General features: G+C 69.1%; 22 protein-coding genes and 1 tRNA gene. 20 read left to right on the top strand and 3 right to left on the bottom strand.

Translation table 11 applies throughout. The features are described from left to right. Nucleotides 1–89: 89 nt before the first annotated feature. Both AB5J62_RS39695 and AB5J62_RS39690 read left to right on the top strand, forming a co-directional pair. Complete coding sequence (locus AB5J62_RS39695; RefSeq protein WP_370945174.1) at nt 90–2150, top strand: bifunctional MFS transporter/dTMP kinase; 2061 nt, start codon at nt 90–92, stop codon at nt 2148–2150. Continuing rightward, nucleotides 2147–3340, top strand: coding sequence for a DNA polymerase III subunit delta' (locus tag AB5J62_RS39690; protein ID WP_370945173.1), 1194 nt, complete (start codon nt 2147–2149; stop codon nt 3338–3340). Before AB5J62_RS39695 ends, AB5J62_RS39690 begins: the two co-directional genes overlap by 4 nt. A gap of 52 nt (nt 3341–3392) precedes the next feature. On the opposite strand, the gene AB5J62_RS39685 is transcribed toward AB5J62_RS39690, so the two are convergent. Continuing rightward, on the bottom strand, nt 3393–5018 hold the full coding sequence (locus AB5J62_RS39685; protein WP_370950499.1) for a hypothetical protein: 1626 nt from the start codon (nt 5016–5018) through the stop codon (nt 3393–3395). A 142-nt stretch (nt 5019–5160) separates the two neighbouring features. Here AB5J62_RS39685 and AB5J62_RS39680 point away from each other — a divergent pair. The 3 genes from AB5J62_RS39680 (at nt 5161) to AB5J62_RS39670 (ending at nt 7312) form a co-directional block, all read left to right on the top strand. After that, nucleotides 5161–5234: transfer RNA gene (locus tag AB5J62_RS39680), tRNA-Thr, on the top strand. Between the two features lie 427 nt (nt 5235–5661). Continuing rightward, nucleotides 5662–6108 carry a hypothetical protein gene (locus AB5J62_RS39675; protein ID WP_370945172.1) on the top strand — a complete coding sequence of 149 codons (447 nt, stop codon included), beginning with the start codon at nt 5662–5664 and terminating at the stop codon, nt 6106–6108. A 244-nt stretch (nt 6109–6352) separates the two neighbouring features. Next, nucleotides 6353–7312 carry a bacteriocin fulvocin C-related protein gene (locus AB5J62_RS39670; RefSeq protein WP_370945171.1) on the top strand — a complete coding sequence of 320 codons (960 nt, stop codon included), beginning with the start codon at nt 6353–6355 and terminating at the stop codon, nt 7310–7312. A 70-nt stretch (nt 7313–7382) separates the two neighbouring features. Here the strand turns inward: AB5J62_RS39670 and AB5J62_RS39665 are convergent, their stop codons facing one another. After that, nucleotides 7383–7835, bottom strand: a complete 453-nt coding sequence (locus AB5J62_RS39665) for a GreA/GreB family elongation factor (RefSeq protein WP_370945170.1) — start codon at nt 7833–7835, stop codon at nt 7383–7385. Nucleotides 7836–7946: 111 nt separating this feature from the next. Between AB5J62_RS39665 and AB5J62_RS39660 the strand changes: the two genes are divergently transcribed. The 7 genes from AB5J62_RS39660 to AB5J62_RS39630 all read left to right on the top strand — a co-directional run bounded on the left by AB5J62_RS39660 (nt 7947) and on the right by AB5J62_RS39630 (nt 14642). Next, the gene (locus AB5J62_RS39660; RefSeq protein ID WP_370945169.1) at nt 7947–8534 is read left to right on the top strand and encodes a TetR/AcrR family transcriptional regulator; all 588 of its coding nucleotides are present in this window, start codon (nt 7947–7949) and stop codon (nt 8532–8534) included. Nucleotides 8535–8650: 116 nt separating this feature from the next. Continuing rightward, a complete protein-coding gene (locus AB5J62_RS39655) occupies nt 8651–9874 on the top strand; it encodes a M14 family metallopeptidase (RefSeq protein ID WP_370950466.1) in 1224 nt (407 codons plus the stop codon). 38 nt (nt 9875–9912) lie between these two features. Next, nucleotides 9913–10434: a gamma carbonic anhydrase family protein gene (locus AB5J62_RS39650; RefSeq protein ID WP_370945168.1), complete on the top strand. Its 522-nt coding sequence runs from the start codon at nt 9913–9915 to the stop codon at nt 10432–10434. Between the two features lie 172 nt (nt 10435–10606). Further along, nucleotides 10607–11035: an uL11 family ribosomal protein gene (locus tag AB5J62_RS39645; RefSeq protein WP_370945167.1), complete on the top strand. Its 429-nt coding sequence runs from the start codon at nt 10607–10609 to the stop codon at nt 11033–11035. Further along, the gene (locus tag AB5J62_RS39640) at nt 11028–11411 is read left to right on the top strand and encodes a hypothetical protein (protein WP_370945166.1); all 384 of its coding nucleotides are present in this window, start codon (nt 11028–11030) and stop codon (nt 11409–11411) included. The genes AB5J62_RS39645 and AB5J62_RS39640 overlap by 8 nt, the downstream gene beginning before the upstream one ends. Before the next feature lie 113 nt (nt 11412–11524). Beyond that, nucleotides 11525–12793 (top strand): serine hydroxymethyltransferase, encoded by a 1269-nt coding sequence (glyA, locus tag AB5J62_RS39635; RefSeq protein ID WP_370945165.1) that lies wholly within the window; start codon nt 11525–11527, stop codon nt 12791–12793. Nucleotides 12794–13028: 235 nt separating this feature from the next. Then, on the top strand, nt 13029–14642 hold the full coding sequence (locus tag AB5J62_RS39630) for an MDR family MFS transporter (RefSeq protein ID WP_370945164.1): 1614 nt from the start codon (nt 13029–13031) through the stop codon (nt 14640–14642). 57 nt (nt 14643–14699) lie between these two features. Here AB5J62_RS39630 and AB5J62_RS39625 read toward each other — a convergent pair whose 3' ends face one another. Next, entirely contained in the window at nt 14700–15218 is a 519-nt protein-coding gene (locus AB5J62_RS39625) for an inorganic diphosphatase (protein ID WP_370945163.1), read from the bottom strand. A 126-nt stretch (nt 15219–15344) separates the two neighbouring features. Here AB5J62_RS39625 and dacB point away from each other — a divergent pair, with 126 nt between their 5' ends. From dacB to AB5J62_RS39585, 8 genes are all read left to right on the top strand, one after another. Next, nucleotides 15345–17555: a D-alanyl-D-alanine carboxypeptidase/D-alanyl-D-alanine-endopeptidase gene (gene dacB / locus AB5J62_RS39620; protein WP_370945162.1), complete on the top strand. Its 2211-nt coding sequence runs from the start codon at nt 15345–15347 to the stop codon at nt 17553–17555. A gap of 21 nt (nt 17556–17576) precedes the next feature. Further along, nucleotides 17577–18626, top strand: a complete 1050-nt coding sequence (locus AB5J62_RS39615; RefSeq protein WP_370945161.1) for a zinc-dependent metalloprotease — start codon at nt 17577–17579, stop codon at nt 18624–18626. Further along, nucleotides 18623–19573 carry a tRNA lysidine(34) synthetase TilS gene (gene tilS, locus AB5J62_RS39610; RefSeq protein ID WP_370945160.1) on the top strand — a complete coding sequence of 317 codons (951 nt, stop codon included), beginning with the start codon at nt 18623–18625 and terminating at the stop codon, nt 19571–19573. Before AB5J62_RS39615 ends, tilS begins: the two co-directional genes overlap by 4 nt. 11 nt (nt 19574–19584) lie before the next feature. Beyond that, on the top strand, nt 19585–20136 hold the full coding sequence (gene hpt, locus AB5J62_RS39605) for a hypoxanthine phosphoribosyltransferase (protein WP_370945159.1): 552 nt from the start codon (nt 19585–19587) through the stop codon (nt 20134–20136). Between the two features lie 151 nt (nt 20137–20287). Further along, the gene (locus AB5J62_RS39600) at nt 20288–20650 is read left to right on the top strand and encodes a hypothetical protein (protein ID WP_370945158.1); all 363 of its coding nucleotides are present in this window, start codon (nt 20288–20290) and stop codon (nt 20648–20650) included. A 22-nt stretch (nt 20651–20672) separates the two neighbouring features. Continuing rightward, nucleotides 20673–22022 carry a hypothetical protein gene (locus AB5J62_RS39595; RefSeq protein WP_370945157.1) on the top strand — a complete coding sequence of 450 codons (1350 nt, stop codon included), beginning with the start codon at nt 20673–20675 and terminating at the stop codon, nt 22020–22022. Between the two features lie 26 nt (nt 22023–22048). Continuing rightward, nucleotides 22049–22849, top strand: coding sequence for an ESX secretion-associated protein EspG (locus AB5J62_RS39590; protein ID WP_370945156.1), 801 nt, complete (start codon nt 22049–22051; stop codon nt 22847–22849). Next, on the top strand, nt 22846–23658 hold the full coding sequence (locus AB5J62_RS39585) for an ESX secretion-associated protein EspG (protein ID WP_370945155.1): 813 nt from the start codon (nt 22846–22848) through the stop codon (nt 23656–23658). The genes AB5J62_RS39590 and AB5J62_RS39585 overlap by 4 nt, the downstream gene beginning before the upstream one ends. Nucleotides 23659–23744: the final 86 nt, after the last annotated feature.

Below are 23744 nucleotides of genomic sequence, written 5' to 3'. Positions count from 1 at the left end.
CCCCGGGATACCCTGGCCATACGGTCGGGGTACCCCTCGGGGTCCGCCGACGCTGCCGTAACTAGTGGGGTGGGCGTATCAGCGAGGGCGTGCGGACGATTCCCGACGTCGGCTCCAGCGGGCCGGCGGGGTCCGACGCGTCCACCATCCACCGGGTCAGGCGGGTGCTGGCGATCAAGCCGTTCCGGCGGCTCTGGGGCGTCACGTACATGTGCAGCACCGCCGACTGGATGATGATCTTCGGCCTGGCCGGGCTCGCCAACAGCATCGCGAGCAGCTACACCGCGAAGAACTTCGCGTTCAGCAGCGTGGTGCTGGCGAACCTGCTCCCCGGGCTGCTGTTCGCGCCGATCGGCGGCCTGCTGGCCGACCGGTTCGACCGGCGCAAGATCATGGTCGTCGCCGACGTGCTGCGCGCCTGCCTGCTGTTCTCGGTCATCGTCTTCGACGCGCCGATCTGGATCTACCTCAGCGGTTTCGCCGTCAGCTCGGCGTCGATCATGTGGATCCCGGCGAAGGACGCGGCGGTGCCCAACCTGCTGCGCCGCCCGATCCAGGTGGAGACCGCCGGCCAGCTGGGCCTCGTGATGACCTACGGCATCTCCGTGGTCACCGGGCTGGGCCTGTTCTCGATCATCACCGGCGCGAAGACCACGCTGCACCTGCCGTCCACGCTGTTCGGCGACCACGGGCCGCTCAAGATCGTGCTCGGCGTCGCCTGCCTGCTCTACCTCTCCAGCGCGATCACAATCCTGACCAGGATCCCCGAGCTCTCGCTGCGCGGCGTCCACGACTCGCCTCGGGTCAAGGAGAAGGTCGAGAAGGACGAGTCGCAGGGCATCGGCGCGATGTTCTCCGACGCCGTCAAGTTCATCAAGAGCACCCCGCTGGTCCGCGGCCTGCTGATCGGCATGACCGGCGCGTTCGCCGCGGGCGGTGCCGTCGTCGGCTCTGGCCAGACGTACGCGAACAGCCTCGGCGCCGGGCAGTCGGCGTTCGGTCTGCTGGTCGCCTGCGTCTTCCTCGGCCTGGTGATCGGCATGGGCAGCGCGCCGAAGCTCGCCAGGCGGCTGCCGCACGACCGGCTGTTCGGCGTCGCGATCGTCTTCGCCGGGATCTCGTTGCTGCTGGTCGGCCTCTCGCCGCACCTGTCCGTGTCGCTGGTCGCGGTGGCGCTGGTCGGAGCTTGCGCGGGCATCGCGTTCCTGACCGGCATCACGATCATCGGCTCGCAGATCGAGGACTCCATCCGCGGCCGGATCAACGCGATCTACCAGTCGCTGCTCAAGGTGGTGCTCGGCGGTTCGCTGGCGCTGGTGCCGCTGCTGGTCGGGCTGGTCGCGCCGACCAAGGTACGCGGCTGGGGCGGCGAGATCATCATCGACGGCACCCGCCCGGTGATGATCGGCGGCGCGCTGCTGGCCTCGCTGTTCGGCATCATCGCCTACCGGCAGATGGACTCGCGCCGCACCGAACCGATCCTCACCGACCTGCGCAACGCGCTGCGCCGCCGCCCGCGCCGGGTGAACGGCCTGCTCATCGCCATCGAGGGCACCACGGTCATCAACACCGCCAACCAGGCAGCCCAGCTCGCCGACTGGCTCCGCGCCGGCACCCGCCCGGTCGTGCTCGCCGCCGACCCGGCCTTGGACGACCAGCGCCTGGTCTCCCTGGTTTCCGGCGCTTCGCTGACCGGCGCCCGCGCTCAGGCGCTGGCCGCCGCCGCGGTGCGCGCCGACATCGTCGAACGTGACGTCCAGCCCGCGCTCGACGCGGGCTCGGTCGTCGTCATGGAGCGCTTCGTCGACTCGCCGCTCGCGCACCTGTCCGCCGTCGCCGGGCTCGACACCGACGAGCTCGAAGCGCTCGCCGACTGGGCGACCGGGCGGCTGCGGCCCGACATCACCGTGCTGCTCGACGCCGACCCCGGCACGGTCGCGGAGGTCAAGCCGGGCAACCTCGAAGACCAGTGGCGGGTCCAGCACCTGCTGACCGAGATGGCCGAGGGCGACCCCGACCGCTACGTCGTGGTCGACGCGGACGGCACCGAGGAAGAGGTCGGTGAGCGGGTGCGGACCGCGGTCCGCGCGATGCTGATCGGCCGGTTGTCCGGGCTCGCGCCCGCCGAGCCCGTGTTGGAGACCCAGTGACGATCGGCGTCTGGAACCAGCTCGTCGGGCAGGAACCAGCGGTCGAGACGCTGTCGTCGGCAGCGGCAGCGGCGGCCAAGATCGTGGCGGGCGAAAAGGCCGCCTCCGGTGCGATGACGCACGCCTGGCTGCTCACCGGCCCGCCCGGTTCGGGGCGCTCGACGGCCGCGCGGACGTTCGCCGCCGCGTTGCAGTGCAGCACCGGCCTCGGTTGCGGCGCCTGCACCGGCTGCCGCACGACCATGGCGGGCACGCACGCAGACGTTCGCCTCGTGGTCCCGGAAGGCCTGTCGATCTCCGTCGCCGAGATGCGTGCGCTGGTGCAGGCCGCCGCGCGCCGCCCGACCACCGGGCAGTGGCAGGTCGTGATCATCGAGGACGCCGACCGGCTCACCGAGGGCGCGTCGAACGCGCTGCTCAAGGCCGTCGAAGAGCCACCGGACCGCACGGTCTTCCTGCTCTGCGCGCCGTCCGACCATCCAGAAGACGTCTCGGTCACCATCCGCTCGCGCTGCCGCCTGATCAACCTGCGCACGCCGCCGCCCGCGTCCATCGCCCAGGTGTTGATCGAGCGTGACGAGGTCTCGGAAGACCTGGCGCGGTGGGCCGCCTCGGTCTGCGGCGGGCACATCGGCCGCGCCCGGCGGCTCGCCACCGACGAGAGCGCCCGCGACCGCCGCGCGATCGTGCTGCGCATCCCGCTCGGCCTTGCCAGGCCAGGTGACGTGTTCACCAGCGCCGATCAGCTGATCAGCACCGCGGAGGCCGACGCGACCGGCGCCAGCAAGGACCGCGACGAGAGCGAGAAGTCCGAGCTGCGCACCGCGATGGGCGGCGACGGCGTCGGCAAGGGTGTCGCCGGCGCCAAGCGTGCCGCCGAAGCGGCCGTCAAAGCGCTGGAGAAGCGGCAGAAGTCGCGCGCGACGCGTACCCAGCGCGACACACTCGATCTCGCGCTGATCGACCTCGCGGGCTTCTACCGGGACGTGCTCGTCACGTCGAGCCGGTCGGGCGCCGCGCTGACACACCCCGACCACGCGCGAGAGATCACCTCGGCCGCGTCCCAGTGGACGGCCGAGTCCACCTTGCGGCGGCTCGAAGCCGTGCTGGAGTGCCGCGAAGCCATCGGCCTCAACGTCAAACCGCGCATCGCGGTCGAAGCCATGATCACCACCTTGCGCCAGGGCTGAAAAGGTCGTGAGTGATGCCGACGGTTCTAACCGTCGGCATCACTCACGAGTCCTAGTCCCTGGGGCGCGGCGACGGTTTGAAGGGCACCGGCGTGGCCGTCTCACGGCGACGCGGGATGGCCGCGACCAGCACCACACCGAGCAGCAGCAGGCCCGTCCCGGTCCAGAAGATCGGCACCGTGTTGTACGCGCCGCTGGTGTACGCGAGGTTCTTCGGCGGGCTCTTCGGCTGCTCGCCACCACCCGGCGGCGCCTGCTCGGTGCCGCATTCGACGCCGCCTTCCGGCGCGTACGCGCGGGCGATCTGCTCACCGAGCGAGATCTGCGCGAGCGAAGACGGCAGGTCCTTGCCCTTGTCGCCCAGCAGTTCCTTCAGCTTCGTCGTCGGCAGCACCTGAAGGTCGAACATCCGCGCCGAGGCCGCGAGCTGGAAGCCCTTGAACGGCTCGGTCATGTCCAGGCTCTTCTGCGTGAGGTTCGCGATGCTCAGCTTGATGACACCGAGGTCGAGCACCTTGCCCGTGGTGTCACCGACCTGCTGCACGCCCTTGGTCAGCGTCGATACCAGCCCGCCGACGACCGGGATGCTGTCCACCTGCCCGAACTGCTGCGACAGCCCGTCCAGCGGCAGCCCGATCGGGATGTCCTTGGTCGGGTGCGCCGCGTCGAGCGTGTAGAGCACCTTGCCGCCACGCTCGATGGTCATCACCGGCGCGGTGTAGTCCACCTTCGACGTCTTCTTGTCGCCGGTGTTCAGCACCCGCAGTGTCGGCTGGCTGGCGATCTTCACCGACAGCTCCAGCGGCGTGCCCTTGAGGATCTGGATGTCGGCGCCCTGCAGCGTCGAGATCGACTCGACGGCCTTCTTGTCCGAGCCCTCGATGTCCACCAGCCGCACGATCGACCGCGACGACAACGTGTTCGGCAGGTTCAGCAACGACCCGTTCGCCGCCGTCTGCCCGCCGCCCTGCAACAGGCCGCCCAGGCTCTGCAGCCCCATCGCCGGATCGAACCCGCTCGCCAGATTCGGCACTCCGAGCCCGCCCATCGGCAGCTGCGGCAGCGTCGGAACGACATTCAGCAGCGAAAGGCTGCCGACCGACGTGCTCGCGTCGGCGATCGTGCCGACACAAGGCCCGAGCGAGTCACTCCACCGCGCGTGCACCTGGCCGTTCAGCAACCCGACATTGAGCAGTGGATTCTGCGGACCGTTCAGCCCGCCACTGATCGGCTGCTCGTTGTCCGGCAGCGCGGTCTGCACGAGGCTCCCAGGAGCCTGCGGCGCCTTACCTGCGATCGAAAGCCCGAACGGCGAAGCCTGCGCGATCGACTTCTCGTAAGCCAGGTAGGCCTCTGAGTTCGCCTGCGCGCTCGACAAACCCATCCCCGCCTCGAGCGCGGACTGCTTCGGCAGCTTGTCCCCATACCCCGGCAAGATCGTGCCCGTCGGCACCGCGTTCGGCAGCAACCGCACCATCCCCAACGCCGAACCCGCATCACCCACCGCATGCCCCAACGGCCGCGGATAAGGCTGCGACGTGATCGGCGCCTGCCCAGGATCAGCAGGCTCCGGAATCGGCGTCGTCGGAATCTGCTGCGCCATCGCAGGCGCCGACCACAACACCAGCAGCGCGGCCGTCACCGGCAGAGCGAACTTGCGAGGCAGGCTTGACCGCATACGTTCCAGTCCTCCAACGCGACGTGTGCCGGTCAACCACACTGAGACCGGCGTCATAGCACCCTAACGAGGTGGGGCCCGGAAGGTGACGCCGAACGTACCCGCTACACTTGTCCACGAACGAGGCCATGGCCGAGTTCACGCCGCCTTAGCTCAGTCGGCCAGAGCGATTCACTCGTAATGAATAGGTCAGGGGTTCGATTCCCCTAGGCGGCTCAATCTCATCGGACCCCCGTGTCTGCGGAACGCGCAGACCGGGGGTTTCGATTTTCGCGTGTTGGTGTGGGGGCCAAGCCCCCACGCCCCCAGCCGGGGGACTGCGTCCCCCGGACCCCCTCAGTTGTGTGGTCGCGCTCCGTGGGGTTTGTTGCGTGGGGTGTGTTGGTCGTGAGTGGTTTGGCCGGTTCTAACCGGCTGTACCACTCACGAGCCTGCGGTGGGGGTGGTGCGTGGGTAGGTTGCCGGGGTGAGCTTTGGCAACTTTGCGCGGAAGGTGCGGGACCGGGGGGTGCCTTATCGGCATCGGGTGGGGGCGCTGCGGAGTTGTGTGCAGCTCTATCGGCCCATTGGGTTCTGTGCGACCTTGAGCTTCCTGGAGGAGCGGGCCGGGGCTTTTCAGGGGAAGCCTGATGAAGAGGCGTTGGTGCGAGCGCTTGAGGTGATCGAGGCCAGCCGGGGAGTTTGGCACGCTGAGCTGCGGGCTTACGGGGAACGGCGGCTGGTGGCCAAGCGGGCTGGGCGGCGGCAGCCTTCGGGGCGTGAGGAGAACCCGCACCATCTGACGCGGTGGTACGGGGATGAGCGACGCGCCGCGCTGCACGCGGTGATGTTCGACAGCAGGCGCAAGCTCGGGCCGCTGGTGGTGCCCGGTGATCCGGTCGCGGAACAGGTGAAGTCCTGTGTGGACGCATGCTTGGCTTCGGCGGGTGCGCTCGGGGCGGAGCAGCGTGAGGCCTTGGCCGGGTGCGTCAGGGAACTCGAGGGACGGCTCACGCCCGCGCAATGGACCGACCATCGCGGTGAGTACTTCCGCGCCTCCGGACTGCTATGGCTCGCACGCCAGGTCGAGGTCGCTTCCGGCCCTCGCTGACGACCGGGCGCGGAAGTTGGTCACTTTTCGAAGAAAACGGTAACGCCGACTCGGGGTGGCTCGATCATGCCAGCGGACTCTCGTGCGGGGTTTGTTCACTCTTGACGAGGCTGGTGCGCCCAGTCGGTCCTCCAGTAAAGTGGTGCCAGTCGAAGGTGGCTGTCAATACATTTCTCTCTGATGTATTTCTCTGTCGCTGCCTGTCGTCTGGGGTGGGTCGGTCACGGCAGGAAGAAGAGGAAACATGGGGATCGGACCTGAGCGCTGGGTGCTCGCTTTCGACGCGTCGTGCGAGACGTGCCGGAAAATCTCCACCGTCGTCGAGCGGGCCTGCGACGGCCGGATCGAGGTCATGTCGCTCAACCACGACGACGTGAGCCAGTGGCGTGAGCAGGCACTGGGCTACGCCGCGCCGTGGGCGCCGACGTTGCTCAGGGTGCGCGGGGAGCAGGTGCGCGCCTGGACGGGCAAGGCGATGGGCGCCGCGCTGGTGCGCAGGCTCGGCCCTGCCTCGTCGGTGCGGGTCGTGCGCGCGCTCGGGCAGCTGCGCGACGCCGGGGAATTGACGGGTAAAGCAGGCAAGATCAGCCGGGCGGGCTTTCTTCAGCTCGCCGGCGGAATTGTCGTCGCAGGCAGTCTGCTGACCGCGGGAATCGCGAGCGCGGCTCCCGAGGCGCCTGCCAAGGGCCGCAATTGGATCGAAAAGAACCGCGCGAAGCTGCCGGCCGGCTACGACGAATTCTCGCGATACCCGGTCGCTTATCGCCGCGCCATTTTCGAGGCGCTGCCGCCGGAGGCGAAGAGCAAGCTCTGGATGGAGCACTTCAACCGGTTCCGCGGCGAGAACGGCAGGCTTTCGGCAGGCCAGACCGCGGTCATCACGCAGGCCGTCGCGCTCGCCACGGTGGTGTCGAACTTCGAGGGTGAGCCCAAGGCAGGCACCAAGAAGCAGCTGACCTCGCTGTACGAGGACGCGGTCAAGAAGTTCGGCCCGTCCGACGCGTTCAAGCTGCTCGCCTCGCTCGGCGGCCAGGCCGCCGTGACGAAGTCGTTCCAGGCGCAGGCCGTCGAATCACCGCTCGACCTCGAATGCGACTGCTCCGACCGGATCCGCGGCTGCCAGGGGCCGTGCCTCGGGCCGGTCGCGAAAATGACGTCGGGCTATGGCCCGCTGTGGATTTTCCCGGCAGACGCCAAGCACTGAGCCGTAGTACGAAAAAACAGGGCCCCGCGCGTGCGGGGCCCTGTTTTTTCGTGGAATCCACTCGTCCGGGTTAGTTGGGCGCCTTCAGCGAAACGACCGTGGCGGTCGCCTCGCCGCGCGGTGTGCGATACCTGATTTCGTCTCCTGCCTTGCGGCCGACGAGCGCGAGGCCCAGCGGGCTGTCCGACGTCAGCAGATCCGCCGCCTCTCCGGGGAAGGTGACCACCCGGAACGTCTCCTCTTCGCCGTCGCTGAAGCGCAGCGTCACCACCGTGCCGTCGGCCAGCAGGTGTGCCGACGGGCCGTGCTCCAGCAGCGCTTCGAGCTCCGCGATCCGGCGGTCGAGCCTCGCGGCGACCTCATGCGCTTCCAGCGCGTCCGCCTGGTCGGCGGAGTCGCCTGCTTTGTCGGCCTCGCCGAGCCGGGGCGTGTTCTGCGCACGCTGGGCTCGGAGGTCGGTCAGCTCTTTGAGCACCTGCTCGCGGGTTTCAGGGCTCAGGCCGCCCGTCGCGGATGTAACCATGCGTGGCATTGTCCGCTGTCGAGGCCGCTCGCGCAGCCCGTATTCGGGTGTCTCGATCAGGTTGGGACCGGTGTCCTAGAGTTCAGGACTCCGAATCCGAGAGGAGCGCCCGTGACCGTCGCGCCCGGCCGCAGTACCGAGCTGTCGCCCAACCAGCTGCACAAGCAGCAGCAGATCGTCGAGGCGGCCAGACTGGTGCTCGCCCGCGACGGGCTCGCCGGCTGCACCGTGCGCGCCATCGCCGACGCCGGGCCGCTCACCAAGAGCGCGATCCACTATTACTTCGCCGACATCGACGTGCTGATCGACCGGGCGATGGCCGCGCACATCACCGCGTTCGTCGCGTCGCTGCGCACGGTCGCCGCCCGCGTCGACGACCCGAACGAGCGGCTGTTCGCCGTGCTCAAGGCCTACCTCGCGACATTCGCCGAGCAGCCGAACGCCGGTTTCCTGTGGTTCGAGTACTGGATCGCCGCCGACCGCGCGCGGCACCCGGAGGCCATCGACGCGATGCTGGTCTCGGTGACCGAGCTGTTCGCGGAGCTGCTCGCGCCGCTCGACGTCGACGATCCGCGTGACCGCGCCCGCGCGCTGCTGTCCTATCTGCTGGGCGCGATCGTGCAACAGCGGGTCCGGCCGAGGCCGTTCCGCGCGCTGCGTGCCGACATCGCCGCGCTGTGCCTGGCGAACTACGGGTAGCAGACGCGCAAAAGATCCGTATTGCTACGTATTGTTCCTTCTCCTGCGCTGTGGCCAAGGTGGAACCACCCTGTCCGGTTAAGATCAGGAGGCGCAGAATGCGCAAACGACGTGGCATGGCGGCGTTTCTCTCCACGCTGGCCCTGCTGTCGATGACCGTCGCCGCCACCTCGGCGACGGCAGCGCAACCGCAACGCGACATCTACGAAGTACTCGGAACCTCGACGCCACAGCTGCGCACCGCGGTCTCCCGCACCGGTGTCGACATGGTCGAATCCACCGAAGAGTCGTCGATCGTCATCGCCACCGCAGACAAGGCGAAGGAACTGCGCGCGCTCGGGTTCACCGTCGAACGCCGAGGCAGTGTCCCCTCGAACGACGTCCCCTCGAACGACGCCGCCACGTCGGCCATCACCGACTTCCCGCCGGGTGACCAGGCGTACCACACCTACGCCGAGACGACGGCCGAGCTGCAGCAGACGCAGTCGAGCTTCCCCGCGCTGGCGAAACTGACCAGCGTCGGCAACTCGTACCAGGGCCGCGCGCTGAACATGATCAAGATCAGCGACAACGTGGCGACCGACGAGAACGAGCCGGAGGTGCTGTTCACCTGCAACCAGCACGCGCGTGAGCACCTCACCACCGAGATGTGCCTGCGCATCGTGAAGCGGTTCACGTCGCTCTACGCCACCGACGCCAACATCAAGAAGATGGTCGACACGCACGAGATCTACGTGATCCCGAACGTGAACCCGGACGGCTCGGAGTACGACATCTCCGGCGGCACCTATCACATGTGGCGCAAGAACCGTCAGGGCTCGGGCACCGACACGAACCGCAACTGGGGCTACAAGTGGGGCTGCTGCGGCGGTTCCTCCGGTTCCCCGAGCAGCGAGACCTACCGTGGCCCGTCGGCGTTCTCCGCGCCGGAGTCCAAGGCGGTCGCCGACTTCGTCAACGGCCGCGTGGTCGGCGGCGCCCAGCAGATCAAGACGCACATCGACTTCCACACCTACTCGGAGCTGGTGCTCTGGCCGTTCGGCTGGACCTACAACAACACCGCGCCCGGCATGACCCAGGCCGAGTACGACAAGTTCGCCACCCTCGGCAAGCAGATGGCGGCGACGAACGGCTACACGCCGGAGCAGTCGAGTGACCTCTACATCACCGACGGCGCCGTCAACGACTGGATGTGGGGCACCCACAAGATCCTCAGCTACACCTTCGAGATGTACCCGAAGGGCTCGAACCCGGGCTTCTACCCGCCCGGCTCGGCCATTCCCGCGCAGACCCAGCGCAACGACAAGGCCGTCGACCTGATCATCAACGCGGCCGTCTAGATAGGACATCGGCATGCGTCCCGCCTAGGGTGGGACGCATGCCGATGTTCTCGTTCGAGGGGCTGAGCCCCCAGGTGCACCCCGACGCTTGGATCGCGCCGACCGCGACCCTGATCGGCGACGTCGTCGTCGAAAAGGACGCTTCGATCTGGTACGGCGCGGTGATCAGGGCCGACTTCGGCAAGATCATCATCCGCGAGGGCGCCAACATCCAGGACAACTCGGTGATCCACGTCAACGACGGCGTCTGCGAAGTCGGCCGCAACGTGACGGTCGGGCACCAATGCCTCGTGCACGACTGCACGATCGGCGAGCAGGCGCTGATCGGCAACGGCTCGACCGTGCTGGACAAGGCCGAGATCGGCGCACGCGCGCTCGTCGCGGCAGGCGCCACGGTCACGCCCGGCATGATCGTCCCGCCGGAGATGATCGCCATGGGCAGCCCGGCCAAGAAGCACATCCCGCTCACGGACAGCTCCCGGCTCTGGGTCGACCACAACGCCGAGATCTACCGCCAGCTGGCCCGCCGCCACGCCGAGGGCATCGTCCCCCTCGACTGACCCCTGGTCATCTCCCGAATGCGTCCTTTGGCCCCTGGCAGGTCCCGAAAGCGTCTTTCGGTCCGTGCCAGGTCCCCAATGCGTCTTTCGGCACCTCCCAAGGACCGAAAGACGCATTGGGATTTTTTCGGGTTTGACTCTCCAGTGACTGGAGTTTTTACCGTCTTCGGGTATGGCTCCGAAGATCAAGAAACTCAGTCATCAGGTCACCCTCGAGCTGCCCGCGGGCAACGCGCCGGTGGTCGATCTCGGCAAGATGCTCGGGCAGACCGGGGTCAACCTGGTCGAGGTCAAGAAGCAGTACGACGCGGCGACGTCGGCGCAGCGCGGCGATGTCGTGCCGGTCGTGGTCTCGGTGTTCGAGGACCGGTCGTTCGAGTTGCGGCTGAAGACGCCGCCGACGGCTTTCCTGATCCGGAAAGCGTTGGGGGGCAAGGGTTCCGCGCAGCCCGGCCGGGTGAGCGCAGGCAGTATCACCCAAGCGCAGCTGCGGGAGATCGCCGAGCGCAAGCTGCCGGATCTCAACACGAACGACCTCGAAGCCGCCATGCGGACGGTCGCGGGCACCGCTCGCTCCATGGGGGTTTCCGTGGATGCGTAAACACGCTGTCGTGCCGCCGTTCCGGGCGCTGGAACCGGAACTCGGCGTCACGGAAAGGCTGCTGCGGCAAGGAAATCCGACGTTGACGGCCGTCGCGAAACTACTGCCTGACGAGCAGGCGGCCGCGCGGCGGCTCAACGGCATTCTCGCCGAAGCCGGTGCGCGGCCGCGGCTCGTCGGCACCGGCAGCGCGTGGCGGATCGTTTACGTCGGAACGAATCGGGAAGGCGAAATCGTCGAAGCGGCGGCGGGAATGGCGGAACTCGTCGCCGTCGGCGGCTGGCGTCGCGTCAAGCATTGTGAGGCGTGCGGTCAGGTTTTCTGTGACCGGACGAGTGGCTGCACGCGGCGTTGGTGCGTTGACCACCGCCGCTAAGATGGCAGGCGCAGCAGCGACTGGCGCGAAACTAAGGTGGAGCACCACCGGGAAGCGATGACAAGGCCGGCACCGCGCGCCTGGGTGTCGACCCACTAGGCAGGAGCATGCCTATGACGCACCAGCCCGCTCTCACCGCGCTCGCCGCCGCCGACCCGGCCATCGCCGGGCTCGTCGAACAGGAAGCCCAGCGCCAGCACGACAAAATCCGGCTCATCGCTTCGGAGAACTACGTCTCGCAGGCGGTGCTCGAAGCGACCGGCACGGTACTGACGAACAAGTACTCCGAGGGCTACGCAGGCAAGCGCTACTACGAGGGCCAGCAGCTCATCGACCAGGTCGAGACGCTCGCCATCGAGCGGGCGAAGGCCGTCTTCGGCGCCGACCACGCCAACGTCCAGCCGTACTCCGGCTCTCCGGCGAACCTCGCCGTTTATCTCGCCTTCGCACAGCCCGGCGACACCGTGCTCGGCATGGCGCTGCCCGACGGCGGTCACCTCACGCACGGCTGGAGCGTGTCCGCGACCGGCAAGTGGTTCACCCCGGTGCGTTACGGCGTGCGCAAGGAGACCGGCCGCGTCGACCTCGACCAGGTGCGTGACCTCGCGCTGCAGCACCGGCCGAAGCTGATCTTCGCGGGCGGCACGGCCATCCCGCGCACCATCGACTTCCCGGCGTTCGCCGAGATCGCGCGTGAGGTCGGCGCGGTGCTCGTCGCCGACATCGCGCACATCGCGGGCCTGGTCGCCGGTGGCGCGCACCCGTCGCCGGTCGGCCACGCCCAGGTGATCACCACGACCACGCACAAGACGCTGCGCGGCCCGCGCGGCGCGATGATCCTGTCCGACGCCGACCACGCGAAGGCCGTCGACAAGGCCGTCTTCCCCGGCCTGCAGGGTGGTCCGCACAACCACACGACCGCCGCGATCGCGGTCGCGCTCGGCGAGGCGCAGAAGCCCGAGTTCTCGACGTACGCGCACGCGATCGTCGCCAACGCGCAGGCGCTCGCCGAGGCACTGGTCGAGCGCGGCTACGACCTGGTGTCCGGCGGCACGGACAACCACCTGCTGCTGATCGACCTGACCACCAAGTCGGTCGCGGGCAAGCCGGCCGCGCAGGCGCTGGACCGCGCGGGCATCGAGCTGAACTACAACACGGTCCCGTTCGACCCGCGCAAGCCGTTCGACCCGTCCGGCATCCGGCTCGGCACCTCCGCGATCACCACCCGCGGCCTGAAGCCCGAGCACCAGATCCAGGTCGCTGACTGGATCGACCGCACGATCACCGCGGCCGCCGCCGAGGAGACCGCCGCGCTGGACACCATCGCCGCCGAGATCCGGGAGTTCCTCGCCCCCTTCCCGATCCCTGGCTACGCCGCCTAAAAAAATCCCAATGCGGCTTTCGGCAGGTTCGAGACCCCGAATGCGGCATTCGTCAGTTTTCAGCACGCCAATGTGGCTTTCGTCAGCTCAGAGCTGACGAAAGCCACATTGGGGGTGGTAACGAGGGTCACAGGGGAACTTGGTTGCATCATGCAAGCTCTTGGGGGAATACTTGCGTGCAGCAAGTAGTTGACTGATGCAAGCAACTGCGAACCCAGACTTCAGAGGAGTTCCCATGAGTGACACCGCCACCGCGGAAGGGGGCAAGCTGACCCATCGTCAGATCCTGACCGTGCTCTCCGGCCTCATGCTCGGCATGTTCCTGGCCGCACTGGACCAGACGATCGTGTCCTCGGCGATGAAGACCATCGCCGACGAGCTGCACGGCCTGAGCCTGCAGGCGTGGGCGACCACGGCCTACCTCATCACCGCGACGCTCTCCACCCCGCTGTACGGCAAGCTGTCCGATCTCTACGGCCGCAAGCCGATGTACCTGACCGCGATCAGCCTGTTCCTGGTCGGCTCGCTGGCCAGCGGCATGGCCGGATCCATGTACGAACTGGCCGCGTTCCGCGCGTTCCAGGGGCTCGGCGCCGGCGGCCTGATGTCGCTCGCGCTGGCGATCATCACCGACATCACCGCGCCGCGTGAGCGCAGCCGCTACCAGGGCTACTTCATGGCCGTCTTCGGCATCTCGAGTGTCGCGGGCCCGGTCGTCGGCGGTTTCTTCGCCGGTATCGACTCGTTCGCCGGCGTCACCGGCTGGCGCTGGGTGTTCCTGGTGAACGTGCCGATCGCGCTGGCCGCGCTGGTCGTCGTGAGCAAGGTGCTGAACATCCCGCACACCCGCGTCGAGCAGAAGGTCGACTACTGGGGCGCCGTCGCGCTGACCGCCGGGCTGGTGCCGCTGCTGATCGTCGCCGAGCAGGGCCGCGAATGGGGCTGGGGCTCGGCCGGTTCGATCGCGATGTACATCGTCGGCGGGCTCGGTGTGCTGGCCTTCGTCTGGCAGGAACGCCGGATGGGCGACGCCGCGCTGCTGCCGCTGCGCCTGTTCGGGCGGCCGGTGTTCCGGATGGCCACGATGGTGACCGTGATCCAGGGCGTCGGGATGTTCGGCGCGATGATGTCGCTGCCGCTCTACCTGCAGATCGTCAAGGGCGCGACGCCGACACAGGCAGGCCTGCAGATGCTGCCGCTGACCGTCGGGATCATGAGCGCCAGCATGCTCAGCGGGCAGGTCATCTCGCGGACCGGCCGGTACAAGGCCTTCGCGGTCGCCGGACTGGGCCTGATGGCGGCGGCGCTGTTCGCGCTCGCCACGATCGGCGTCGACACCCCGATGGCCGTGGTCATGGCGATCGCCTTCGTGATCGGGCTCGGCCTCGGCTCGTCGATGCAGACGCTGCAGCTGGCCGCGACCAACGACGTCCCGGCGCGTGACATCGGCGTGGCCACCTCGTCGGCGACCTTCTTCCGGCAGATCGGCGGCACGGCGGGCACCGCGGTGTTCATGTCGATCCTGTTCGGCACGGTCGGCGACCGGATCGCCGCCGCCGTCCGCTCGGCGGCCACGAGCCCGGCCTACGCCGCGGCGCTGGCCGCGAACCCCGGCGGGATGAAGTTCGACATCAACGACACCTCGGCGCTGGCCAAGCTCGACCCGGCGCTGGCCAGGCCGATCCTCGAAGGGTTCGCCAGCTCGATGAGCACGGTGTTCACCGTCGGCGGCATCGTGCTGGCGGTCGGCTTCGCGCTGGTCTGGTTCCTCAAGGAGAACCCGCTCGCCGAGAAGTCGGCGCTGGAGCAGCGCACCGAGGAGACCCGCGAGCTCGCGTTCGCGCACTGAGAACACGCGAAAGGCCCCCATCGACCGCGATGGGGGCCTTTCGCGTGACTGCGGCGCTTAGTGCTCAGCCGGGCCGTCGACGGCTTCCTTGGCCAGACGGTCCGTCTCGCGCTCGTAGGAGCGGGCGATTTCGGACTCCGCCTCGACGCGGCCGACCCAGGTGGAACCCTCGACGCTCTTGCCGGGCTCCAGGTCCTTGTACACCTCGAAGAAGTGCTGGATCTCCAGCTTGTGGAACTCGTTGAGGTGGTGGATGTCCCGCAGGTGCTCGAGGCGCGGGTCGTTCGTCGGGACCGCGAGGACCTTGTCGTCAGGGCCCTTCTCGTCGGTCATCCGGAACATGCCGATCGCGCGGCAGCGGATCAGGCACCCGGGGAACGTCGGCTCCTGCACCAGCACCAGCACGTCGAGCGGGTCGCCGTCCTGGCCGAGCGTGTCGTCGATGAACCCGTAGTCAGCCGGGTACTGGGTCGCCGTGAAGAGCGTCCGGTCGAGCTTGATACGGCCGGTCTTGTGGTCTACCTCGTACTTGTTGCGTTCCCCTTTGGGGATTTCGATGGTGACGTCGAACTCCACGACTTCCTCGCTGCTCTCACACTGTTCGCATTATTGACTTCACTAGTGTGGACTACGCCCCCTTCATAAGTCGCATCCGTGTCGGCTGCGGGGCATGTGAGCTTGGCCCCTGTGAAGGAGTGGTTCGTGCCGGATTCCGAAGAGCCGTCGTGGCCGTCGTCCGACGAGGACACCGGCCCGGCCAAGCTGCCCGACCTGGAGTACGACGGCCAGTCGACCGCTCAGCTGCGGGTCCCGCCCCCGGCCGCCAACGGCTCCGGCGGCGGCCCGACCGACAACTTCACGGTGCCGAAGATCACGCCGGAGCAGGAGCCGAAGTCGTGGTTCGCGCCGAAGGTGGCGCCTCCGCCGCAGGAGGAGCAGCCATGGGCCAGGCAGGCGCCGCCCCGGCCGGTCGACCAGCCGAAGCCCGAACAGCGCCCCGAACAGCAGGCGCGACGACCCGAACCGCCGCGTCCGGAACAGCAGCGCCTCGAACCGCAGCGCCCGGAGGCACCCTGGCCCGAGCAGCAGCGTCCGGAACAGCAGCAACGACGGCCGGAGCCACCACAGCAGCGCCCCGACCAGCAGCGCCCGGAGCAGCCTCGTCCTGACCAGCCCCGCCGGGAGCAGGCCCGCCCTGACCAGTCGTGGCCGGACCAGCAGCTGCCACCTCAGCGCATCGACCCGCAACGGCTCGACCACCAGCGTCCAGAGCCCCAGCGCCCCGAGCCGACCCAGATGCGCCCGCCGCAGCGCCCTGACCAGCCACAACCTCAGCCGCAGCAGGCGCATCAGCAGCAACAGCCGCCCCCGGAGCGCCGCGAACTCCCGCGTCAGCAGGAGCAGGTGCCGCCCGCGCCGCACATGGCCGCGCCGATGCGCATCGAGCCGTCCGGCGAGGCGCGCCCGGCGGAGGCGACCACCGAGTCGCCGGTGACCAAGGCCGACGACGAGCCGAAGCCCAAGCGCAAGAAGCGCGGCCTGCTCATCGGCGCCTTCGTGCTGCTGCTGGTCGTCGCGCTCGGCGTGGCCTCGGCGCTGCCCCAGGTGTCCAACCGCTTCAAGCTGCCGTGGGCGCCGAACGCGCCGAAGGGTGACGAGCCGGTGCCCGTCGCCGTCACGCGCTCGCTGCACGGTCCCGACGAGAACGGCGCCGCGCCGACCGCGGAGGGCGTCGCCAACGCGCTCAAGGCGGCCGCGGGCAGCGGCACGCTCGGCAAGCTCACCGGCAGCGTCATCGACCCGGCCAACGGCACGGTGCTGTGGGACAAGGGGTCGAGCGAGCCGCTGACCCCGGCGTCCACGACCAAGGTGCTGACCTCGGCCGCCGCGCTGCTCGCGATCGACCATGGCTTCCAGCTCTCGACGAAGGTCGTGCAGGGCGCGCAGCCGGGTACGGCGGTCGTGGTCGCGGGCGGTGACGTCACGCTCAACGCGTTCGGCGCGGGCAAGGACAACTTCTACCCTGGCTCCGCGCACCTCGACGACCTCGTCGCGCAGGTGAAGAAGGCGAACCCGGACATCAAGAAGGTCCAGCTCGACCTCACCTCGTTCGCCGGTAACGCGACCGCGCCCGGCTGGGCGGCCGCGGACGCGCCGTCGACGTTCATGGCGCAGGTCGCGCCCGTGATGATCGACGGCGGCCGCACCGCGCCGCTCGACGACCACTCGATGCGCGTCTCGAACCCGTCCGGCGTCTTCGCGCAGAAGTTCGCGGAGAAGCTCGGCGCTTCGGCGGCGGGCACGGCCACCGCTCCGGCGGACGCGAAGGTGCTCGGCGAGGTCAAGTCGGCCCCGCTGACCGAGCTCACCAACGCGGCGCTGGTGCATTCGGACAACCTGCTCGCCGAGGTGCTCGCGCGGCAGGTCGCGATCGCCACCAAGGGCGAGGCGTCGTTCGCGGGTGGGGCCAAGGCGACGCTGGATGTGTTGAAGCAGAACGGTTTCGACCTCACCGGCGTCGAGCTGTCCGACGGCAGCGGACTGTCCACACTGAACAAGATCCCGGCCAAGGTGCTCAGCCAGGTGCTCGCGGTCGCCGCCGGTCCCGACGGCAAGGACCCGCGCACGGCCAAGCTCCGGCCGCTGCTCGCCGGTCTCCCCGTCGCGGGCGGCAGCGGCACGCTCGAGAAGCGCTACGACGACTCGAACTCCAGCGACGGCAAGGGCTGGATCCGCGCGAAGACCGGCACGCTGTCCGGGGTGAACACGCTCGCCGGAGTGGTGTTGGACACAGACGGCCGGGTGCTGGTGTTCACGCTCATGTCTTCGACGGCCGGTAATTCGGACACGGACTCGGTACGGGCGGCGCTCGATGTCGTCGCGGCGAAACTTCGAGGCTGCGGCTGCAAGTGAACAGGCTGTAGCGTCGGAAGAGTGAGCGAGGAAACACAGACGAGGCCGTTGATCGACTGGTCGGTGGCCGCGTCCACGGGTGCGTTCCTGGTCCGGAGTGGACCGGCGGTGCCGCGCGAGGAAGCCGATCTGGCGGTCACCGAACTGCGTGAGCTGACCATCGAGGCCGAAGGTCACGTCCGCGAGCTGACCGGCCTCGGCGCTGGGCTGCCGCTGCTGCCCGGCGAGGTCGTCGACCGGCCCGGCTGGGTGCGCTCGGCCGCGTCCGGACTCGACGCGCTGACCAGCAAGTCCATGCCACGCAGCCAAGGCGGGCCGCTCGCGCCGCTGCTCGCGGGCAGCGCCGGCGTGCAGACCGGTGTCGTGCTCTCGTTCCTCGCGTCGCGGATACTGGGCCAGTACGACCCGTTCGCCGGGCCGGACGGTGACGGCAAGCTGCTGCTGGTCGCGCCGAACGTCGTCGCCGCGCAGCAGGCGATGAACGTGCCGGGCAAGGACTTCCGGATGTGGGTCTGCCTGCACGAGTGCACGCACCGCCTCCAGTTCACCGCGGTCGGCTGGCTGCGCGACTACTTCGCTGACGAGGTCGAGCGGCTGATCGGCGGGCTGGCAGGCACCGACATCGACGGCCTCGCGAACCTGGTCAGCTCGCTGCCCGACCGGATCAAGGAAGTACGCAAGGACCGCTCGTTCGGGCTGGCGGAGCTGTTCCAGTCGCCGCAGCAGCGCGAGGTCTTCGACCGGCTCATCGCGTTGTCGACGCTGCTCGAAGGCCACGCCGACTATGTGATGGACGCTGTCGGCCCCGAGGTGGTGCCGAGCGTCGAGACGATCCGCGAGCGGTTCACCGCGCGCCGCAAGGGCGGCGGCATCTTCGACCGGCTGCTGCGCAGCCTGCTCGGTGTCGAGGCCAAGATCCGCCAGTACGCCGAGGGCGCCGCGTTCACCCGGCACGTCATCGACACCGTCGGGATGGACAAGTTCAACGCCGTCTGGCGCTCGCCGAACACGCTGCCGACCCGCACCGAGATCGCCGAACCCGACAAGTGGATCCGGCGACTGCACGGATGAGCGAGCCGCTCGCCCTCGTCCGGCGCCGGGTCAGGGAGTTCCTGGCCGGTGTCGAAGGCGAGGTCTGCGTCGCGGTCTCCGGTGGCGCCGATTCGCTCGCGCTCGCCGAAGCGACGGCGTACGCGGCGAAGCGCCTCAGCCTGCGCACGCGCGCGCTGGTCGTCGACCATGGCTTGCAGGACGGCTCTGCTCTAGTCGCGAAGAAAGCTGCCGAAGTCGCGGTCCAACTAGGCATCGACACCGCCGAGGTGCTCACCGTCGACGTCACCGGACCCGGTGGCCCGGAAGCCGCGGCCCGCAAGACCAGGTACACGGCGCTGCGGGAAGCGGGCGGCGACCTCGTGCTGCTCGGCCACACCCTCGACGACCAGGCCGAAACCGTGCTGCTGGGACTCGGCAGGGGCAGCGGGCCGCGCTCGGTGTCCGGCATGCGCCCGCTCGACTCGCCATGGGGCCGCCCGCTGCTGACCGTGCCGCGCACCGCGACCGTCGAAGCCTGCGCCGCGCTCGGCGTCGAGCCGTGGACCGACCCGCACAACGCCGACCCGCGGTTCACCAGGGTTCGGCTGCGCACCGAGGTCATGCCGCTGCTGGAGGACGTGCTCGCCGGCGGGGTCGCGGCCGCGCTCGCCCGCACGGCCGCGCAGCTGCGCGAGGACACCGAGGCGTTGGACACACTCGCGGCTGACCTTTTCACCCGCGCCGCCGTCGACGGCTGCCTCGATGTCACGGTGCTCGCATCGGCGCCGCCCGCGCTGCGCCGACGGGTGATGCGCAGGTGGCTGCTGGACTCCGGCGTGCCCGAATTGACCGATGCGCACCTACGCGGAGTAGACGCGCTGGTCGGGCGCTGGCGGGGTCAGGGTGGCGTTTGGCTGCCAGGGCACTTGGAGGTCAGGCGGGCACATGGCAGGCTCAAGCTCTCCGAGCCCGTGCCCACCACTTAAAGGGGATAACCGTGTACGAAGGCGACCTCGCCTCCGTGCTCATCACCGAGCAGCAGATCCGCGACAAGATCACCGAACTCGCCGAACAGGTCGCAGCCGACCACTCGGCGGACCGGTCAACCGACCTTCTACTGGTGGGCGTGCTCAAGGGAGCGGTCATGTTCATGACCGACTTCGCCCGCGCGCTGCCACTGCCCACCCAGCTCGAGTTCATGGCCGTGTCCTCGTACGGCTCGGCGACCTCGTCGTCCGGCGTCGTGCGGATCCTCAAGGACCTCGACCGCGACATCGCAGGCCGTGACGTGCTGATCGTCGAGGACATCGTCGACTCAGGCCTGACCCTCTCCTGGCTGCTCAAGAACCTCGCCAGCCGCAACCCGGCCTCGCTGGAGGTCGTTTCGCTGCTGCGCAAGCCCGACGCGGTCAAGGTGGACGTGCCGGTCAAGTACATCGGCTTCGACATCCCGAACGAGTTCGTCGTCGGCTACGGGCTCGACTACGCGGAGCGTTACCGGGATCTTCCCTACATCGGGACCTTGGACCCGAAGGTCTACACGTCGTAACGTGTCAGTGACCGTGTGCCCCGGATTCCGCCCGGAATCCGGGGAACCGGAAGCGTCTCAATCACGTCATAGCGTCACCTTGGTTGCGTTAACCTATGCGAAGACCTCAGCCACGTAGCCGACGTGGCGGTCCCGGGGGACAGGGAGAGAAATGAGCAACAGCGCAGCAGACGCGGCGGCGTTCAAGGACGCGGCTGTCGCTGGCCAGATCGGTGTCGACCCGGACGCCGCGCAGGCCGTACTGAAGAAGATCCGGGCAGGCAAGGACTCCGTCGAAGCCCTGCTCAACGGCTCCGGAGCACTCGCGCAGCCGCCGCAGCTGGGTGCGAACCCGGTCGGCCAGGCGATCGCCGCGAAGTCGTCCGACCGTGCCGACGGTGGTGGCGAGTCGTACGCCGCCGCGCTCAAGAACCTGTACCACCAGTACGAATTGGCCGAGCAGGGCATTGTCACCGCGATGTCGAAGTACCACGAGATCGACGACGCCGCGGCCGCTCCCTTCCGCCAGGCCTGAGTTAGAGGGGTAACTCGAAATCATGGCACCGAACAGCAGCAGCGACAGCGCGCCGAAGGTCCCGCTGGGGGACAACTCGCAGGCCTCGGCCGTCGTCGAGCAGGCCCGTGGCCGCTCCGACGGCTTCGACATCGGCGGCGACCGCGCGATCACCGCGACACCGAACTGGAACGCCCAGTCGAGCACCACGCTCTACCAGCAGGCGACCGCCAACAACAACCCCTCGTCGGCGTACGGGCTCAGCCAGGGCTGGCACTCGCACGGCACCGAGCTGAGCACCGCGGCCAACGAGCTGTACAGCGCCATCAGCGAACTCGGCGCCGCCTGGGTCGGCAAGGGCGCGGCCTCCGCGCAGGGCGCGCTCGTCGGCATCGCGAACTCCGGTTCGCAGGCCTCCGAGGCCGCCAAGGTCATGGGTGACCGGCTCCGCCAGCAGGCCGAGGCCGCCGAGCGGGTCAGTCACATGCCCAAGCCGCAGGAGTTCGACCCGGCCGCCGAGCTGAGCAAGGCGCTCGCGACCGGCGCCACCGAGCTGACCGTCGACCAGAAGGCCAAGTCGGACCAGGCGAACGCCGTCAAGGCGCAGCAGGTCGCGATGATGAACGCCTACACCCAGTCACTGGCCGAGGTCGACAGCACGACCCCGAGCTTCGGCCCCGACTCGCTCGGCATGAAGCCCCTCGCGGGCACGCACACCAACACCGGCTTCAACTCGGTCGGCGGCATCAACGCGATGTCCGTCGGCAGCACCGGCGGCGCGGCCTTCGTGTCCGGCGGCCGTGGCGCGGGCTACAACGGTGGCGTTCCCGGCTCCGGCGCCGACGGCATGGGCGGCGACTTCGCGGGCTCGGCAGGCGCGCCGGGTTCGATGGTCCCCGGCGGCACCGGCCCCGGCACCGGCGCGGTGTCCGGCGCGGGCAACGCTCCCGGCATGCCGCATGGCCCCGGTGGCTCCAACCTCGGGCTCGGCCTTGGCATCGGCGGCGCCGCCGGTGGCATCGGCGCGGTCGCCGCGGCACGCACGCTCGGCCAGGGCAACCGCTCCGGCAGCAAGGCGAAGGGCCCCGAGGAGACCGAGGCCGCCGCGCAGGAAGGCCAGGGCCAGAGCGCCGCTTCGGCCAACCAGCCGCAGCAGGGTCTCGTCAACCAGGCGGGCACCATCGGCGGCCAGGGCGCGCCGCCGCCCGGGATGGGCGGCATGGGTGGAATGGGCGGCATGGGTGGCGCGCACGGCGCCCACGCCGAGGAGGAGCAGGAGCACACGCACGCCTCGTTCCTCATCGAGGCCGACCCGGACGCCACCTTCGGCGCCGACCAGGCCGCGACCTCGCCCGTGATCGGCGCCTGGTCGGAAGACGAAGACGACAGGTAGCCACTCGAGGCTTTTGGGGGGATCGGATGGCGGGCGGCGAGCTGCTCACCCTGCTTGAGCTGGACTTCCTGTGGGAAGCGTCCGGCCAGCGAGGTGAACTGCCTTATCCACTGCGCGGCCGGTCCCACGGCGTGACCATGGAGGAACGGGCGCTGCTGCGCCGTCAGACCATGGGCGCGCTCGTCCAGCGGGGTCTCTGTGACTCCGCTGGACGGCCCGAGCCGCATCTCGAGGACTGGTTCGGGATGCTCGCCGCGCCCGACGCGAGCCTGGACTCGATGCAGATCAACGCCCCGCACGCGGAGCCGCTGCTCGCGGTGGCCGCCGTGCTCGGCGGGCGTGGCCTGTTCGCCGTCCAGGACCAGCGTGGGCTGCACCTGAACCCGATCGAGCAGGACGGCATGGCCAGCGCGGTCATCTCGCTGCTGCCGCCGCTCGCACGCGGCACGGAGAAGTCCGTCACCGTTCCGCTGGAGGAGCTGATCAGCGGTTCCGGCATCGACTTCATGGCCCGCCGGGGCCACGGCAACGGCGATGGCAGGACGAGCGCCGACGACGACCGCAAGGCACTGGCCAAGCTCCACGCCCAGCCCCGGCTGCGCGGCGGCCAGATCGGCGCGAACGCGCGCGGCAGGCTCGGCGGGCGGTCACGCTCACCGGTGCTGAGCTGGTTCGACACCGAGACCGGCCGATATTTCACGCAAGCGTCCCGCGGCCGCGACGGCCGGGACTGGATCACCATCGCGCCCGCCGACCCCGCCGCGCTGCGGCACCGGCTCGGGGAAATGCTGGCAGGCGCCTCGAATGCGAGTAGCACCGTTTCATGAACACTTTGTTTGGAGAAGCCACCGTGGGTCCGCAGGAACTCTTCTCGCCGCTGGCGTTCGACTTCCTGTGGGAGGACGCGCACCTCGGCGAACTGCCGTATCCGCTGCAAGTGCGCTCGCACGGCGTCACCGAGGAAGAGCGCCGCATGCTGCGCCAGCGGGCGCACGGCGAGCTGATGTCCCGTGGCCTGCGTGACTCGCACGGCCGCCTCGCACCGCACATCGAAGAGTGGCTCTCGCTGCTGGCCAGGCCGAACGTCTCGGTCGACGCGCTGCACATCCCCGAGTTCCAGCACCCGCCGGTCACGGTCCTCGCGGGCACCGACGGCCGCTCCGCCGTGATGGCCGTGCAGGACGCCCGCGGCATCCGGCTCGGCCCGGTGCCGGCCGACGGCATCATCTCGGCCGTGCTCAGCGTGCTGCCCGGGTGCAAGCGCGGCACCGAATCGTCGATCACGCTGCCGCTGGACGAGGCCGTGCGCACCACGCCGGTCCGGGTGACCGCCGGTTCGACGGAGCGCCGTACCTCGCTCAGCGACCGCACCACCGACCAGCGGCGCGCGTACGCCGAGCTGTCCGGTCAGCCGAGGCTGCGCGGCGGCCAGCTCGCCGCGAACAGCCGTGACCACCTCGGCGGCAAGCAGCGCTCGCGGGTGCTCGGCTGGTTCGACACGGCCACCGGGCGTTACCTCAGCCTCTCCCGTGCGGGTACCGACGGCCGCGAATGGGTGACCGTCTCACCTGCTGACCAGCAGACGCTGCGGATGCGGCTGAACGAGATGGTGGCCAGCGTCTCCGATAACCGCTGAGGACCCCTCTCACCTGGGAAAACGCGCCTCGGGAACCTGGAAGCGGTATTGGCCGTTGACCAGCGAGAGGCTCACACAGGTGCTGA

Source organism: Amycolatopsis sp. cg5 (assembly GCF_041346955.1).
Classification (GTDB): domain Bacteria; phylum Actinomycetota; class Actinomycetes; order Mycobacteriales; family Pseudonocardiaceae; genus Amycolatopsis.
The sequence above is the reverse complement of the archived record's forward strand: the minus strand, read 5'-3'. Positions and strand labels throughout refer to the sequence as shown.

Bases quoted from the DNA above. Each gene is read 5' to 3' on its own strand.
- AB5J62_RS39685 (WP_370950499.1), bottom strand. From the start codon at position 5,018: ATGCGGTCAAGCCTGCCTCGCAAGTTCGCTCTGCCGGTGACGGCCGCG.
- AB5J62_RS39670 (WP_370945171.1), top strand. From the start codon at position 6,353: ATGGGGATCGGACCTGAGCGCTGGGTGCTCGCTTTCGACGCGTCGTGC.
- AB5J62_RS39665 (WP_370945170.1), bottom strand. From the start codon at position 7,835: ATGGTTACATCCGCGACGGGCGGCCTGAGCCCTGAAACCCGCGAGCAG.
- AB5J62_RS39655 (WP_370950466.1), top strand. From the start codon at position 8,651: ATGGCGGCGTTTCTCTCCACGCTGGCCCTGCTGTCGATGACCGTCGCC.
- AB5J62_RS39650 (WP_370945168.1), top strand. From the start codon at position 9,913: ATGCCGATGTTCTCGTTCGAGGGGCTGAGCCCCCAGGTGCACCCCGAC.
- AB5J62_RS39645 (WP_370945167.1), top strand. From the start codon at position 10,607: ATGGCTCCGAAGATCAAGAAACTCAGTCATCAGGTCACCCTCGAGCTG.
- AB5J62_RS39640 (WP_370945166.1), top strand. From the start codon at position 11,028: ATGCGTAAACACGCTGTCGTGCCGCCGTTCCGGGCGCTGGAACCGGAA.
- glyA (WP_370945165.1), top strand. From the start codon at position 11,525: ATGACGCACCAGCCCGCTCTCACCGCGCTCGCCGCCGCCGACCCGGCC.
- AB5J62_RS39630 (WP_370945164.1), top strand. From the start codon at position 13,029: ATGAGTGACACCGCCACCGCGGAAGGGGGCAAGCTGACCCATCGTCAG.
- tilS (WP_370945160.1), top strand. From the start codon at position 18,623: ATGAGCGAGCCGCTCGCCCTCGTCCGGCGCCGGGTCAGGGAGTTCCTG.
- AB5J62_RS39600 (WP_370945158.1), top strand. From the start codon at position 20,288: ATGAGCAACAGCGCAGCAGACGCGGCGGCGTTCAAGGACGCGGCTGTC.
- AB5J62_RS39595 (WP_370945157.1), top strand. From the start codon at position 20,673: ATGGCACCGAACAGCAGCAGCGACAGCGCGCCGAAGGTCCCGCTGGGG.
- AB5J62_RS39590 (WP_370945156.1), top strand. From the start codon at position 22,049: ATGGCGGGCGGCGAGCTGCTCACCCTGCTTGAGCTGGACTTCCTGTGG.
- AB5J62_RS39585 (WP_370945155.1), top strand. From the start codon at position 22,846: ATGAACACTTTGTTTGGAGAAGCCACCGTGGGTCCGCAGGAACTCTTC.